This window comes from Candidatus Poriferisodalis sp., from assembly GCF_965205175.1.
Classification (GTDB): Bacteria; Actinomycetota; Acidimicrobiia; order Acidimicrobiales; family Poriferisodalaceae; genus Poriferisodalis.
Map to the genome: position 1 here is coordinate 1,295,365 of NZ_OZ242038.1, position 15,533 is coordinate 1,310,897.

At 68.0% G+C, this 15,533-nt stretch carries 8 protein-coding genes; 4 read left to right on the forward strand and 4 right to left on the reverse strand.

The genetic code is table 11. The features are described from left to right. Window positions 1-101 precede the first annotated feature (101 nt). Both ACOGI4_RS05735 and hydA read right to left on the reverse strand, forming a co-directional pair. The gene (locus tag ACOGI4_RS05735; protein ID WP_419842965.1) at window positions 102-1,100 is read right to left on the reverse strand and encodes a TIGR03842 family LLM class F420-dependent oxidoreductase; all 999 of its coding nucleotides are present in this window, start codon (window positions 1,098-1,100) and stop codon (window positions 102-104) included. Between the two features lie 100 nt (window positions 1,101-1,200). Continuing rightward, window positions 1,201-2,610, reverse strand: a complete 1,410-nt coding sequence (gene hydA / locus ACOGI4_RS05740) for a dihydropyrimidinase (RefSeq protein WP_419843097.1) — start codon at window positions 2,608-2,610, stop codon at window positions 1,201-1,203. A 147-nt stretch (window positions 2,611-2,757) separates the two neighbouring features. On the opposite strand from hydA, the gene ACOGI4_RS05745 reads away from it, so the two are divergent. The 4 genes from ACOGI4_RS05745 (at window position 2,758) to ACOGI4_RS05760 (ending at window position 7,713) form a co-directional block, all read left to right on the forward strand. After that, complete coding sequence (locus ACOGI4_RS05745) at window positions 2,758-4,164, forward strand: MFS transporter (RefSeq protein ID WP_419842966.1); 1,407 nt, start codon at window positions 2,758-2,760, stop codon at window positions 4,162-4,164. Further along, a complete protein-coding gene (locus ACOGI4_RS05750; RefSeq protein WP_419842967.1) occupies window positions 4,161-5,249 on the forward strand; it encodes an LLM class flavin-dependent oxidoreductase in 1,089 nt (362 codons plus the stop codon). The genes ACOGI4_RS05745 and ACOGI4_RS05750 overlap by 4 nt, the downstream gene beginning before the upstream one ends. A 104-nt stretch (window positions 5,250-5,353) precedes the next feature. Beyond that, window positions 5,354-6,148, forward strand: a complete 795-nt coding sequence (locus tag ACOGI4_RS05755; RefSeq protein ID WP_419842968.1) for a sigma-70 family RNA polymerase sigma factor — start codon at window positions 5,354-5,356, stop codon at window positions 6,146-6,148. Then, window positions 6,145-7,713, forward strand: coding sequence for a hypothetical protein (locus ACOGI4_RS05760; RefSeq protein WP_419842969.1), 1,569 nt, complete (start codon window positions 6,145-6,147; stop codon window positions 7,711-7,713). Before ACOGI4_RS05755 ends, ACOGI4_RS05760 begins: the two co-directional genes overlap by 4 nt. On the opposite strand, the gene ACOGI4_RS05765 is transcribed toward ACOGI4_RS05760, so the two are convergent. Together ACOGI4_RS05765 and ACOGI4_RS05770 are read right to left on the reverse strand one after the other, a co-directional pair. After that, window positions 7,691-11,623, reverse strand: coding sequence for a UvrD-helicase domain-containing protein (locus tag ACOGI4_RS05765; RefSeq protein WP_419843098.1), 3,933 nt, complete (start codon window positions 11,621-11,623; stop codon window positions 7,691-7,693). The two genes, ACOGI4_RS05760 and ACOGI4_RS05765, sit on opposite strands and share 23 nt — an antisense overlap. Next, window positions 11,623-15,513 (reverse strand): PD-(D/E)XK nuclease family protein, encoded by a 3,891-nt coding sequence (locus ACOGI4_RS05770; protein ID WP_419842970.1) that lies wholly within the window; start codon window positions 15,511-15,513, stop codon window positions 11,623-11,625. Before ACOGI4_RS05770 ends, ACOGI4_RS05765 begins: the two co-directional genes overlap by 1 nt. Between the last annotated feature and the right edge of the window lie 20 nt (window positions 15,514-15,533).

Sequence of the window (15,533 nt, forward strand, 5' to 3'; positions counted from 1 at the left end):
AAAGACCGGATCCTTGAAAATCAGCTGTCAAGCAACAGAATTTCAAGGCACCAAGCCGCAGGGTCCGCATCCACGGTACCGGCAGGGCCAGCCCGCCCGGGCTAGCTCGTCAGCGCCGGGATGATCTGATCGCCGTAAGCGCGCAGCGTCTCGTCCTGGGCGTCGTGCATGAGATAGACGGCGAACTGATGCACCCCGAGGTCCCGCAGCTCCTCGAGCCGAGCGATGTGGCTGGCGGGATTGCCGAGGATGCAGAAGCGGTCGATTACTTGGTCCGGTACGAAATCGGCATGGACATTGCCGGCCCTGCCGTGTTCGGCGTAGTCGTAGCCACTGCGACCCGCGATGTAGTCCGTCAGCGCCCGGGGCACGTTGTCACTGTCGCCGTAGCGCTCCACGAGGTCTGCCACGTGATTGCCGACCATTCCCCCGAACCACCGGCACTGGTCGCGCTGATGGGCGAGGTCGTCACCCACGTAGGCAGGAGCGGCCACACAGATGCGCAGATCGTCGGGATCGCGCCCCGCGTCTGCCGCGGCCCGGCGAACCGCTGCCACCGTCCACTCGGCGATCTGCGGGTCGGCAAGCTGCAAGATGAAGCCGTCGGCCTGCCGGCCGCACAGCTGCAACGCCCGCGGGCCGTAGGCAGCCATCCAGATGTCGAGCCGGCCGTCCGAACACCACGGCAACTGCTGGCGGGTGCCGTTGTGGTCCACTTGGCGGCCCTCGGCCAAGCCCTTGATGACCTTCATCGACTCCGCCAGCGTGACGAGGCTGGCCGGGTGACGGCCCAGCACCCGCATGGCCGAGTCGCCCCGGCCGATGCCGCACACCGTCCGGTTGCCGAACATGTCATTGAGCGTGGCGAACAGCGACGCAGTCACCGTCCAGTCTCTGGTGCCCGGATTGGTGACCATCGGGCCGACGATCATGCGGTTCGTGGCTGACAGCATCTGGCTGTAGATCACGTACGGCTCCTGCCACAGCAGGTGGCTGTCGAAGGTCCACCCGTAGCTGAACCCGAGCGACTCGGCCCGACGGGCCAGATCCACCACCCGCCACGCAGGCGGATCGGTCTGCAGCACTACACCGAACTCCATGGCCATGATCCTCCGCAGTTCTCCGAAACGGCACCGTTGCCGCCGAAGCCAGCTGTACCGCTGGTGCTGGCCCAGCTCTACCGCAGGTACTGGCCCAGCTCTACCGCAGGTACTGGCACAGTCCTCGCGTCAAGTAGCGGCCATCGCCGGCGCCGCCCAGATACTTGCCGTTGTCGACGATTCGGCGCCCGCGCAAGAACACGGTCTCGACACATCCGGTCACCTCGACCCCCTCGTAGGCGGAGTGATCGATGTTCATGTGGTGGTTGTCCGCGCTGATGACCCACCGCCGCTCGGGGTGATAGATCACGATGTCGGCGTCTGAGCCGGCGGCGATGATCCCCTTGCGCGGATACAGGCCCATCATCCGTGCCGGCGTGGTAGCGCAGAGCTCCACCCATCGGGAAAGATCGATCTCGCCGCAGACCACGCCTTGGAAGATCAAGTCCATGCGGTGCTCGACGCCGCCGATGCCGTTGGGGATCGCCCGGAAGTCGCCCAGCCCCAGCTCCTTTTGCTCCTTCATGCAGAACGGGCAGTGGTCAGTGGACACCACCGCCAGATCGTTGGTGCGCAGTCCCCGCCACAACGCGTCCTGGTGGCCCTCGGCGCGGGAGCGGAGCGGCGTCGAGCACACGTAGGCAGCACCCTCGAAGCCCGGCCGATCGAGATGCTCCTCCAGACTCAGGTGCAAGTACTGCGGGCAGGTCTCTGCGAACACGTTCATGCCGGTGTCGCGTGCCAGCGCCACCTGCTCCAGTGCTTCCGAAGCCGAGAGATGCACGATGTACAGCGGCGCCGCACCCACCTTGGCCAGCTGGATCGCCCGGTGGGTGGCCTCGGACTCGAGTTCGGTGCGGCGCACGTAGCCGTGGTTGACCGGGGCGCGCTCGCCTCGGTCGAATGCTTGGGCCGCCAGCACGTCGATGGCCAAGCCGTTCTCGGCGTGCATCATGATCAGCCCGCCGTTGCCGGCGGCGCGCTGCATCGCTCTGAGGATCTGGCCGTCGTCGGCGAAGAAGACTCCCGGATAGGCCATGAACAGCTTGAAGCTCGTGATGCCCTCGTCCACCAGCAGATCCATCTCGGCGAGCGAGTCGTCGTCGACACCGCCGATGATCATGTGGAAGCCGTAGTCGACGGCGCAGTTGCCTTCGGCCTTGGCCATCCACTCGTCCAGGCAGCGCCGAACGTTCTCGCCGCGCCGCTGCACGGCGAAATCGACGATGGTGGTGGTGCCGCCCCAAGCGGCCGCCCGCGTACCTGTCTCGAAGGTGTCGGAGGCGAACGTGCCGCCGAAGGGCAGCTCCATGTGGGTGTGCACGTCCACGCCGCCGGGCACCACCAGGCGCCCGGTTGCATCCACGACTTCGGCGCCCTGCTCGACGGTGATCGCGATGTCGCTGCTCGGCTGCAGAACGGCCACAATCTGCTCGCCGTCGATCAGCACCTCGGCCGGATCCGCTCCGGTCGGGCCGACCACCGTGCCTCCCTTGATGAGCGTGGCCATGATCGAGTCTCCCCGACGTTGCGGGCAGCAGGCGCCGACAGCGCCCGAGCCGGGTACCAGCAGCATCCCGCAGGCCACCAGCATCCCAGAGACTAGTGCTGACCGGTGGGCCGACACGCAGGAGGCCGGATCGGGCAGGATGTACCGATGCCGAAACGCAGCACCGCCTTCCGCGGCTGGAAGGTGGTGGGCGCCGGGGCAGTGATGCAGGGCCTGCAGTCCGCGCTGGTCATGCATGCGATGGGCTCGTACTTGGTCGAGCTGGAGAAGGAGTACGGCTGGAGCAAGACCGCACTGTCTGGTGCGTTCGCCATGAACCGCGCCGAGACGGCGTTGCTCGGCCCCGTGCAAGGCTGGCTGCTCGACCGCTTCGGCCCCCGCGTCATCGCTCGGGTCGGCGCGATGTTCATGGCTACCGGCTTCGTGGGCTTCAGCATGCTGCAGACGCTGTGGCACTTCTATCTGGCGTTCCTGTGCATCGCCGTGGGCACCAGCTTCTGCGGCTTCGTCACGGTGACGGTCTCGATCGTGCGCTGGTTCGAGGCGCTGCGCGCCCGAGCGCTGTCGGTCGGCGGCATGGGTCTCGGCGTCGGCGGCCTGTGCCTGCCGCTCGTCGTGCTGTGCTTCACACGATTCGGCTGGCGCGCCACCGCCGCTGTGACCGGCGTCGGGGGTGCAGCCGTAGCGTGGTGGCTCGCGAAGTACCTCGAAGGCCGTCCAGCCGACTTCGGCCAGCAGGTCGACGGAGGCGCCAGCGTCGTCGCCAAGGGCAAGACCGTGCGAGCCGAAGGGCTCAGCGACACCCACTTCACCGCGACCGAGGCCATGCGCACCCGCGCTTTTTGGATGATCTCGCTGGGACACATGAGCGCGTTGTTCGTGGTGGGCGTCGTGATGGCGCACCTGCAGCTCTTCTTGACCTCCGAGCGGGGCTACTCGCTGCAGCAGGCCAGCTTTGTGGCCGCTGCGCTCCCGCTGGTGCAGGTCGCCGGCATGGCGCTCGGCGGCTATCTCGGCGACAGGGTCAACAAGCGGCTCATCGCCTCGGTGGCCATGTGCGGTCACGCTGTGGCGCTCTTGTTGCTGGCGTGGTCCGGCCGCTTCTGGGTCGTTGCGCTGTTCGTCGTGCTGCACGGTCTGGCCTGGGGCGCACGCGGCCCGCTCATGCAGGCGCTGCGGGCGGACTACTTCGGCGCCTCCTCGTTCGCCACGATCATGGGCATCAGCTCCTCCATCGTGCTGATCGGCACCGTGCTCGGGCCGCTGTGGGCGGGTTGGATGGCAGACGTGACCGGCAGCTACACACTGGCGTTCGTCGTGCTGTCGGCCATGACGGCGGTAGGGATGACCTTCTTCGTGCTCGCTCGGCCCCCAGTGCCGCCACAGCGCCACAGCAGCGGTGCCGAGCCTGCCGCCGCCGCAACTGCCGGCACGGGAACCGCTGATGCCGGAACTGCGGGCACGGGAACTGCTGCCGCTGCAATGGCGGGTATCGAGCCTGTCGGCAGCGAGACTGGCGACATGACTACCAGCACCCCGAGCCGCACAGCGTGAGCGCAACGGCGCCGGTCCCGGCGCCGGCCACCGAGGCGACCTCTGAGCCGAACGCGGCGCCGACTGCTAGACCGCTCACGGCGCCGCCGATGCGCGTCGGCGTCACGCCCGACATCAATCTCTGGTCGCGGCCCTGGGCGGAGCGCAGGCGCCGCATCGAGCTGGTCGCCGAGGCCGGCTTCGACCACGTGTTCTTCGCGGACCACGTCAGCTTCCGCACCGGTCACGGCAACGACGGCATGGTCACCGCCGCGGCGCTGGCCAACCTCCATCCGGATCTGGGCGTGTACCTCGGCGTGTACCTGCTGCCGCTGCGGCACCCGGTGCCCGTCGCGCGGCAGCTGGCCAACCTGGCCGAGATGGCGCCCGGGCGCATCAGCTTCGGTGTCGGCATCGGCGGCGACGACCGCCACGAAGTCGAGCTGTGCGGCGTCGATCCGCGTACCCGTGGCCGCCGTGCCGACGAGTCGCTCGGGATTGTCCTGCGACTGCTGGCCGGTGAAGCCGTAGATCACCGCGGTGAGTTCTTCTCGCTGAGCGACGCCCGCATCACGCCGACGCCCGATCCGCCCATCGGGGTCTACGTCGGCGGGCGATCTGACGCCGCTGTTCGTCGCGCGGGCCGCTTCGCCGACGGATGGCTGGGGACGTGGTGCTCAGCCGAGCGCTATCGAGCAGCGCTCAGCCTCTTCGCCGAGACTGCTCAAACCGAGCGCGCACCAGCTGCGGCTGCACCAGCCCGGCGTGCGCACGCTGAGCGGGCCGGGCCGGCTCGTGCCTTTGCCGCTGCCGACCATGGCCTGCAGCTGTGGGTGGGCATCGGCGAGAGCCGACAAAGCGCATCGGCCTGCGTCGGACCCGAACTCGAACGCTTCTACCGAGTGCCGTTCGCAGCGTTCGAGAAGTACACGCCGTGCGGCACCGTAGACGATGTCGTGGACTTCTTCATGCCGTACCTCGAGGCCGGCTGCCGGCACGTGAACATGACCCCGTGCGCAGCGGACCCCGACGAGGCGATACTCGCTGCCGGCGAAGTGGCGAGACGTCTGCGGGAAGCAGACCCGCTGGCCGAATCGGACGCGTGAGCACAGCGGAGGCCGTAGACCTTTGCCGAAGCGCGGCGATCTTCATGGAACCGAAGCCGTCCGGCGGGAGTCTGAAGGGAAGGCAGTCTTCGTGGGGACCTGGCATGACCGGCATGTACGTCGCATCGATACACCGAGAGTGGCGCGACGGCGCGGCGATGGTGCGCGCGGCTGGTGTCGCGGTCTCAGGACCGCTTCGCTCAGGATGGGCCGTGAACGCCGTTGACGGGATACCGGAGAACGATGTTGTCGCGGTCGACGCAGTGGCAATCCGGTTCGAGGACTTCTATGGGGCTCACCGCAACGAGTTGGCGCGTGCGTTGGGGCTTGCGCTGCGTGACGCAGCTCTCGGTGCCGACGCTGCGGACGAGGCATTCGCGCGAGCGTGCCAGCGATGGCGGCAGGTCAGCACGTATGCGAATCCGCAGGGCTGGATCTTCCGAGTCGGATTGAACTGGGCGAGGTCGTGGCTGAGACGGGTCCGCCGGGAACGTGAGCGGCGAGCGCTCATGGCACAACCGCACGCCGCCGAGGACCGAGCACCAGATGTGGATCTGGAGCGGGCCTTGGCGTCTCTCAGCGATGCGCACCGAGCGGTGATCGTGGCTCGCTTCTACCTCGACTGGTCGGTAGCTGCGACCGCTGAGGCGCTGGGCATCTCCTCGGGCACTGTCAAGAGCCGCCTCAGTCGGGGCCTGACACAGCTGCGCCGTGCGCTCGAGACAGCGCCTGAGGAAGCCGCACCCGCTGCAGCAGCACCGGATGCGGCACTAGACGAAGCGCAGTGGCGCATTCCCGTAGCGCCACCCGCCGCACCCGACGAGGCAGGCCCAGATGCGGCGTCAACGGCTGATGCAGCAACGCGAGATGCAGCACCAAGAGAACAGGACATGCGGTGACCGTTGAGGATCGGCTCCGGCACGGACTGCGCAGTGCCGGATCATCGATGGGCGTGGGCTCGGGTTCGCTGGCCGATGTCCAAGCACGGGCGGCGCGGCTGCAGCGCCGCCGCATCGCCGTGCGCGGCGGTATGGGTGCGCTCGCGCTGGCGGCGGTGGCAGCAATCGGATTCGCGTCGTTGCGCGGTGCCCAGTTCGGAGAGTTCACCGCTGCGATGGACGGCGACGACGAGATCGGCGCGGTCGCTGAGGCAGAGGTGGTCACAGCTGCGGCGGCAGACTCCATCCAGCGCAGCGATGAACGAGGCGCTGTGCGCAGTGCCGACGCTGTCACCGGCGACCAGCCTGCGCCCGACGCTGAGCAGACGACGAGCGACAGCGCTGTTGACGAATCGCCGACGTACGACGCCGCGTCGCCCGCGGGCGGGGCCGCGGAGTCTGATGAGTCTGACGTCGCTGAGCCCGAAGGCCGGATTGCAGGCGACGCGGGGGCATCCGGCGATGCGGCGGGCGGTGACGGACCAGAAACTCTGACTGGGCAGCTGAGTTCCAGCGGCGGATCGGTGCCAGTCGAGTTTGCCGCGGTGGTGAGGCCGCTGGCAGGGGTCGCGGGACCGGATGTGCGCTATTCGTTCAGCGGAACGAGCGCAGTCGCCCGAGCCGGCGCTAGCTGGTACGCCCACGACGGTGACGACTGGCAGCCCGTCGGCCTTCCCGACGACGCAAGGCGCATGCACGTGGTCGCCGTGGACGTGTCTCGTCCCGGACGCAGAGCGATTCTCGGAGTGACGCGATCGCTGGAATGCGAGCGTGAACAGGTGATCGCAGTCCACACGGGCGAGGGCTGGAGCTACCTGCGCGTCGATGACGACACGCCGTCGGCGGTGGGCAGGGAATTGCTCGACGCACGCGTCCGCGTCGCGGACTTCGCTATCGTGATCGAGCGCATCGAGCGTCTGTGGCTGGACGACCAGTGCCCGTCACCTGCAGAGTCCGGCCAAACCGCGCTGAGCGCCGAGCAGGCACAACTGCTCGGCGATTTGGCTCGTGTCCGCGAGATCCATCGAGCCAGCCGGCTGGTAGCGCCGTTGGACGGGGGCTTCGCTGAGCGTTGGCCGGCCGTCGCCCACGCCGATGTGCGTGCGGCCGTTGCAGCGCGCGCCGGCCTTGAGTGGATGATCCACGCGACGGCGCTGCTCCCACTCGACGCGTCGCGGCTCGCCTCGAGCCGTTCGGAGGATCCCAGTGTCAGTGATCCCGACATCGCAGACGAGGACGCAGCAGACGAGGACGCAGAAGCCGAAGGCGCCGCAGGCGATGGTGCCGCGTCGGACACCGCATCGTTGGTTCTGGATCACGTCACGATCATGGGTGCCGTCACGTTGGTCCATGTGAGCGACGGCATGGTGCTGCTGCAACGTGGAATTCAGACGTGGGAGGTCTGTCCGGTCTCCGATGAGGAACTCGATCATGTATACGGGATGATCGGCAGGGCGGGCGAGCACATCGCCGTCGTGATCGGCAAGCCCGCGGAGGAGCTGTTCATCCTCGAACGAGCCGAGTAGCAGCGCTGCGAGCGCTGCGAGCGCTCGTAGGCACCTCGTCCAGCGCAGTCGCGAGATCGTCGCCTTCGATCACGCCTTCGCGCAGCCCTCCGGGAGACAGGAACTGGAACACGATCCGTTCCACTGCGGCACCGGTGGCCTGTTGTGCGCACCAAGCGTACGTTGCGCCCTGCAGCCGGTAGTAGCGGGTCTTGTGCTCGACGCTGAGGTGGTCATCCAGCGCGTCTGTCTTGAAATCGACCACCACCAAGCCGCCTTGTGGCGTCTCGTAGAGCAGGTCGATGAATCCTTCGAGCACCAATCCGTCCGGCAGTGCCGCCGAGACGAAGACCTCCTGCCAGTAGCGCCCGCGTGCGGCTTCTGCCAACGTTTCGCTGCCGAGCGCAGCCCGTACCCGGCGGGTGATCTCGCTTGCCTGCTTGGGCACGCCGTGGTCGCGTGCGCATACGTCCACCAGCGTCCGCAGCATCTCGGTGTGGTGCGACGAGCTGCCTGCGATGTCGATGCTCTGCAGCACTGCATGCACCGCGCTCCCCAACGCCGTGCCGTAGCGACCTCGGCGCACCGGTGGCACGCCGTCGGCGCTGAAGCCGCACGTGTCGCCCGCATCGCCGACAGCGGTGCGGGCACCGGCATGCACACCGGCACTGGCGTCGTCCTTGGACAGGCCGGCTGCGTCGAGCCCGCCGCCGAGGCCCGGGCGATCGGGGCTAGGTCTTCCTCCAGCCGGTGCCGCAAGATGTCTGGGGCCCGCCCGGTCTGGGCTGTGGTCTGCGTGGCCGACGCTGTTGCCTGCCTCGGTGTTCGCAGCGGCGCCGCCAGCAGCATCTGCAGCGGCGGTCGTCGCGTGATGCCTGGCGAGCCCAGACGCGCTGAGATGCGACACGGTTCTGCTCGCCCCGCCCGCCGCAGCATGGCACCGCAGCCATTCCTCGCGGTTCTCGAATCTCGATCCAGGAGTCCGCGTCAGAACGCCGGTCACGGGAGTGTCATCGGCGCTTGGGGCGCCGGCATCGGCTTCGGTGCTGCCTGCGCGGCCATGGGCACGGCTGTCTGTGGTGCCGCCGACGTTTGTGCCGGTCTCGGTGATGCCTGCATGGCTGTCGGCTTGGGTGCCGGCACGATGGTTGCCGGCCAGATGCTCGAACGCTTGCCAGGTGCGGCCCTGCCGCAGATCGCCTGGGACCGAGCCGTCGTCGGCTTCCAGTGCGGCGAACAGCAGCTCGCCGCTTTCCATGTTGTGCGATTCGCGAGTGCTCTTCGGCGGCTCCTTGCGGTGTACGGACACGATCAGGTGGTCGCGTGCCCGCGTGCAGGCCACGTAGAGCAGCCGCAAGCGCTCGTAGTGCAGCGCCTCGAGTTCCTCGTCGTTGCGGTTGTCGAAGCCGAGCGAGTTCACCGTGCCGCTCAGGCGTATCTCCGGCGGCTGCGTCTTTGGGGACGTCATCTCTGGCGGCCGTAGCTCTGGCGACATGTCCGGCGGCGAGCCCTCGCTTGCGAAGATCGCCTGCACGCCGGCTCGCTTGCGCGGTTTGTCCTGCAGTCCTGCGACGATGACCATCGGGAACTCGAGGCCCTTGGCGGCATGGATCGTCATGACGCGTACTGCCTCATCGTCGGATTCGGGCAGGATCGACTCGGTGATGCGGGAGTTCTCCGAGGCTTGCCCTCTGGCCCACGCCAAGAAGCCGCGCAGGCCGCCGTGCTGGCTGTCCGACCAGGCCCGTGCTTGGTCGATGAGGTAGCGAATCTGTCGCCAGCCATCACGCGGTCGGGCCCGGGTGGCCACCTGCTCGTAGAGGCGACGCTCCCGCACCAGCGCATCGAGGAGTGCAGCAGGCCCCAGCACGGCGCTGCGCTGGTGCAGCGACAGCAGATGCCGAAGCGCTTCGACCACGGGCGTGGGCTGCGCGTCGTTGAGTCGCGGATCGGTGCAGTTCCATGAGCCGTGGTGGTGCCGCCGGTGCAGGTACAAGTCGTCGTCGCCGCATCCATAGACGGGTGTGCGCAACGCGCTGGCTGTGGCGAGGGCATCGGTGGGGTCCGACACCGCTCGCAGGCACATCATCAGGTCGCGCACCATCTGGGTGCGCCACACGAATGAGGCGGCTTCGAGACGGAACGAGATGTCCGCGTCGGTCAGCGCGTCTTCGAGCTGCGACAGGCCCGTCCGTTTGGGTATGAGCACGGCGATGTCGTTCGCCCGCGCGGGCCGCGCCTGATTGGTTCTGGGGTCGATGACCGTCCAAGGTTGGCTCAAGATCGTCTGGATCACGCGGGCCACATCGGCACTCTCCGCCTCGCGCACCTCGCTGATCGGCATCTTGCGCGGGTGGGGGAGCAGTCCCACGATGCCGACCCGAGGCTCAGCAGCTAGATCTGCTGCAGTTAGGTCTGCTGCCGGCAGGCGGCGCCCGGCGCTCAACGCGCGATACGGGGGTTGCAGACCGGCAACTTCGGTGATGAGGCGGCCGAAGACCTCGTTGACCCAGGCCACGATGCCCGGCAGCGTCCGGAAGTTGGTTCTCAAGGCGATCACCGACCCCAGCTGTTCGCCGAACGTGGACTGAGCCGCCTGATACTGCGCGATGTCGGCTCGGCGGAAGCGGTAGATGGACTGCTTCGGATCGCCGACGAAGAAGAGTCGTTCCGGACGGGCCGACCCGGTGTTTGTTCTGTTCGTGCTGATGCCGTCGGGAAAGGCGATGAGCTGCGCCAGCTCGATCTGAATCGGGTCGGTGTCCTGGAACTCGTCGAGCATCAGCCGCTGGTACTGGGCGGCCAACGCAGCGCGAACGTCACCCGCCGCCGGACTGTCGCGCAGCAGCCATCGCGCCTGGGTGAGCAGGTCGTGAAACTCCAGGCTGCCCATGCGCCGTCGATGCTCGGCGCTGTTGACGGTGAAGCCACGCAGTCGCTCGACCACCTGCGCCAGGGCTTCCGCCACTGCCGCACCCGCGCTGGTGTCGATTGCCTCGGCCAGCGCTGCGAACCCGTCGCGGACGGCCGCGACGTCGGGCCAGTCGTCCTTCTTGCCCTTGTTGGCCACCTTGGGGATGTTCGCCCGGGTCAGCACACGCAGACGCTCGCGGTCATTGCGGGCGTTTCCGAGGTGCCGGACCAAGGCGCTGATCGGACCGAACGAAGCGTGCAGCTTGCAGCCGGCGGGCTTGAAGCACTCGCTGCGGCGTTCGGCGAGTTGCCTCGCGAGCTTCTCGATGCGCGAAACCTCGAGCGGTGTATCTCGTGCCGCATGCGGGGGCCAGCCCAGCCGATCGGAGTTGGCGTTGAGCACTCGGGCCAGATCGCGCACATGCCCCGGCCCGATGCCGACAGCGTCGAGCATGCCCACCGGCCAGCGCATCGATTCGTCGGACATCAGATCGCAGAAGAACAGGTCCCACCGCTCGTCGAAGGCCACTTCGGAGGCGATCTCGTCGAGCGTCTCGAATGACGGGGGAAGGCCCGCTTCGACAGGGTGCTCCGCCAGAATGCGGCGCGCGAAGCTGTGCAGGGTGCCCACCGCCGCGCCGTCCAGTTCGCTCAATGCGGCGCGCACCAGTCCGTGCTGGTCGCGCGACGCGGTGCCCAGCGCTTTGTTCAGCTCAGCGCGCACGCGGTTGCGAAGTTCCGCGGCGGCTTTGTCGGTGAACGTGATCGCAGCGATGGCCGACATCGGCACCGGCTCGAAGCTGCCCGCGCCGGTCACCATGGACACGATCCGATCCACGAGGGCGGTCGTCTTGCCGGTGCCCGCGCCCGCTTCGACGAACAGCAAACTGTTGGCATCGGCGGCGATCAGGTCACGCTCGGCTTGGTCTGGCAGCACAGCATTGCCGGCCGGCGCAGCGTTGCTGGTCAGCGCAGCAGGGTCGGGCAGCACGGCCGGGCTGCGTCGGTCGGACGGCATCACCTGCCGTCTCCGTGGCTGGCCATGTCGCCGTGCCGATGCGCTGCAGCGCCGAGGCTCGCGCCCTGCGGGTCACCAACGTCCAAGTCTTCCGCTAAGCGAGCGAAGCCGGCCAGCGCGCGGTCGTCCCGCTTGCGCTGCCATTGGCGTGCGACCTCCGCAGTGCCGGTGCCGTCGGGATCGCAGTAGGGGCACGGCGTGAAGCCGGCGCGGTCGTCGCCCTGGCGCACGTAACCGACGAACACGCCGTCGTCGATGCCATCGACGATGGCCGTCAGCACGGCGTTGAATCGCTCGAAGTAGAGCTGGTCCATCTGGCGGGTCACCCACGCCCAGTCGGCACGTCCGGAGACGAACCAATAGGCGGCCTGATGCACCGCTTCGGTCACGGCAGTGCCGGGTGCGAAATGGTGCGCGGCTGCCAACGCGTACACGCCGAGCTGCAGCCTGGTGCCGCGCAGCGTCGGGTCGTCTCGGCGTGTCGAACGCTTGGTGGGCATACGAATGTCCGTGTAGGGCCGTTCGGAACCGGACTTGTAGTCGATCACCACCAGAGTTCCGGCCTTTTCCGCCTGACGGCCCGATCGGCAGTCTGCGCTGGTGCCGGCCAGGCGTTCGACCCGGTCGATAGCGCCGCGGAAGCGCAGCACGCGTCCCGACTCCAGCGCATAGCGCACCTCGGGTGCTGCGCTGGGTCCTGGCGGCCGATCCGCGCCGGCGGGGCCGAGTCCGAATCGGTGTTCGGATGCGATGACGCTGCCGCGAGCTGCGGCATGGACAGCATTCGCGGAGTCGCTGCGGTGCTCGTCGCGATCGAGCACTTCGATGAGGTCGGCGAGCAGCGTCTCGCGGTCGAAGCTCCACAGCAGCTCCAAACCGGTAGCGCCGATCGCTTCGAGTTCTGCCGCCTTCGCCTCGCCGATCTCCATGAGACGTTCGCGGTCGAACTCGCTGTAGCGGCGACGGAGTCCTGGCAGATCTTCGGGCGTCACAGCCGCGTCGATCAGCTCGCGCAGCAGTTCGTCGAGCGACTCGTGGATGAGCCGGCCCCGGTCGATGGGGCTGAGACGAATGATCGACTCCGGCTCGACCACTTCGTCGATGCCGAGGAGGTACGAGAACAGGAATTTTCGCGGACACGTGGCCCACGCCTCCAGGCGGCTCGCAGACAGTACGCGGTCGAAGCCCGCATGTTCGTCCTGTTTGCCTTGTTCGTCGAAGACGCCGCGCAGATTGCCGTCGAAGCGAGTGAACCGACGGCTCTGGCGCCCTCGCCACAGTGCAACTCCACGGGCGAACGCCTTGTCACCAGTGCTCGAGCGCGTGTCAGCCTCAGCGAACAGCCGATGGCGGTGGAGGTCGCCGTTCGCGGCTGCTGCCAGCAGTTCCCGGCTGTCGTACTCGGCTGGGGTTGCCGGGAATCGAGCCTGCACCAGCCCGCTCATGTACGAGTGGCTGACGCTCAAGCCGTCGATGGATCCCGATGCCGCCGCCGCAGTCAGATTGTCGGCATCGAGATAGCCGCCGGAGAAGTCGTCGCTGGGGCACGGTGCCGCCGCGGCCAGCCGCTGGGCTGTCGGCAACAGCCAGCGAGTGGGCACGTTCTCCGCGTTGCGTCGCAGGTCGCCGCGTGCAATGGTGACGGTGCTCCGGCCGATGCAGCACGCCAGCGCGGCCAGCAGGTCACGATGCTGCGCATCGGTCCGCTCGGAGCGGCGGGTCAGCGCGCCTGCATGCCGGTCGGCATCGCCGATGAGGCTGTCAGGCAACTGCCGCAGGGGGTAGGTGCCCTCGGCCATGCCCAGCAGGTACAGCCGACGCCGGGGGACCGCAGCATGGCTTCCGACTCTGCCTACGAAGATTCCCGTGCCGACGCGCCCGCTCAGCCCGTGCGGCGCGGCCAGCTGCGACTGCAGCGTGCCAAGGAGCAGCGAAGCATCGGCGACGGGCTCAACAGCGTCGAGCGTGCGAAGCCGTTCAGCGATGCTGTCGATTCGCTGGGCAGCGGCACGTTCGGCCTCCCAGAGCGCGTGCGTGTCCGCGATCCGGCCCGCGTCAGCGGAGTGGAGGCCGACGCCGCAGTCGCTCGCGCCGCGACGGGAAGTTTCGCCCTCGACGTTCCACACCGGGACCCAGTCGTCGTCGGTGGTGCCGCCGAGGAAGCGGGCGATCTGTTCGCGCAGCCAGTCGGAGAGTTCTCGCCACCTGCGCAACGATGCGGCCACGCTGATGCGCTGTGACAAATCGAAGACGAACTCGGCCAAGTCCGCACAGCGCTCACGGTCGGCGCGCAAGCGGACGAGCCGAGCTTCGCTGGCTTCCGGGTCGGACTCCGCGACGGCGATCTGCGCATCCAGCATGTGCATGAAGCGGCCGAATCGCGTGTTCGGGTCGCCCGCCCGAGCGCTCGCGCTGTCGGCGGCGACCCAGTCGGCATCCTCGACGACATTGGCGGCGCGCGCCAGTCGCTCCCACGCAGCCGCCGGAATCGGCCCACGGCCCGGTGTGCTCTGCGTGTTGCCGCGCGAGGTGTCGTGCTCGCCGGCGTGCTCCGCGCCCTGCGTCGCGGTTTGCTCAGTGCTGCTTTGCTCAGTGCTGTGTGCAGTCCGGTACGGCCTGCGCAAGGGTGCCTCGGCCAGCATCGTCATGACGTCGACACGTCTCAGTCGTTGTTCGACGGCCAGCCGCATCAGGTTGGTGACGAAGCGCCCGACGACGCTTTCGGCGAGCGACTGCGCAGCATCGCCGTTCCATGCAACCCCCGCTGCGTCGAGTTGCTCGGCCACGGCACGCGCATACGGGGTGTCTGCAGCCATCAACACGGCGATGTCGTCGGCTGCTGTGCCGTCGCTCAAATCCTCGAGCACCGCACGCACGACCGTGCGCACCTCCTCGTCAGGATCGGTGACGCTGATGATGCGATCGGCGGTTGCCTCGTGGATACCGCCGGTGCCGCCGGCGTCGAACGGCTCTGCGGGCGTTTCGCACACTGCGTCCCCGCTCGTCGCTGCGCGGCTGGTGGTGCGAGCGGTAACCGCGCCGAGCATGTTGTAGAGCCGGCGCGCCGGCCGATCTGCCTCTGCATTGCCGGTGACGCCCAAGTGCACCACGATGTCCACAGCGCCGGCGACCGCCTGTGCCAAGCGCATTTGGTTCGGCGGCAGGGCGCGAGGCAGGTGCAGCACCGTGAGTCCGAGGCGTTGCCGCAGCTGCTCTGTGTCGGCTTCGTCAAGTGATCGCACATGCTCGGCGACCTGGTCGAACAGTGCGTCGAGGTCGTAGTACTGCTGCGCCTCCCACCGCTGCGAGACCCTTTGGACGAAACCGGCAACCTCACGCACCCGGGCGGAAGCAGACTGCTGGAGCTGACGGCGCTGGTCGGCGCGAAGCGAACGCACCTCGCCGAGCGCCCGCAGCAGCGATGCCTCAGTGGCCGAGTGCTCTGCGACATCGACGAACATGCCCGGCGCTGCCTTGAGCTCTTGGCGAATTGCCGCAGCCACGATGAGGTCATTGATCGGCCGACGCCCCTGCGCACGCAGCTGCGCGGACCCCAACTCGTCGGCCAGACGCTGCAGTGTCCAGAACTCGATGGCGACGAGCCCGCGACGAACTGCCGAGTGCGTCCCCTGCCGTGTTGTCTGAGGTACCTCTTGATGTGACTCCGAAAGCCCTGACTGATGCGGCCTCGCAGGCGCAGGCAGCGCGGCTCGCAGCCGAGTGAGCTCGCGGCGCAGCGCAACGCCCTCGTGGTTGCTGTGTACCAGCACGGTCACCGGCGCGAACGGGTCGTCCGCCTTGGCAGCGTTCACGCAAGCAGCAAGCTCGTCGCAGGCCGGCTGCCCGTATTCGACGAGCCGAACGGTGAATCCTGTGGAGTGTCCAGGCACGCTGGTGAAGCTACGTCAGC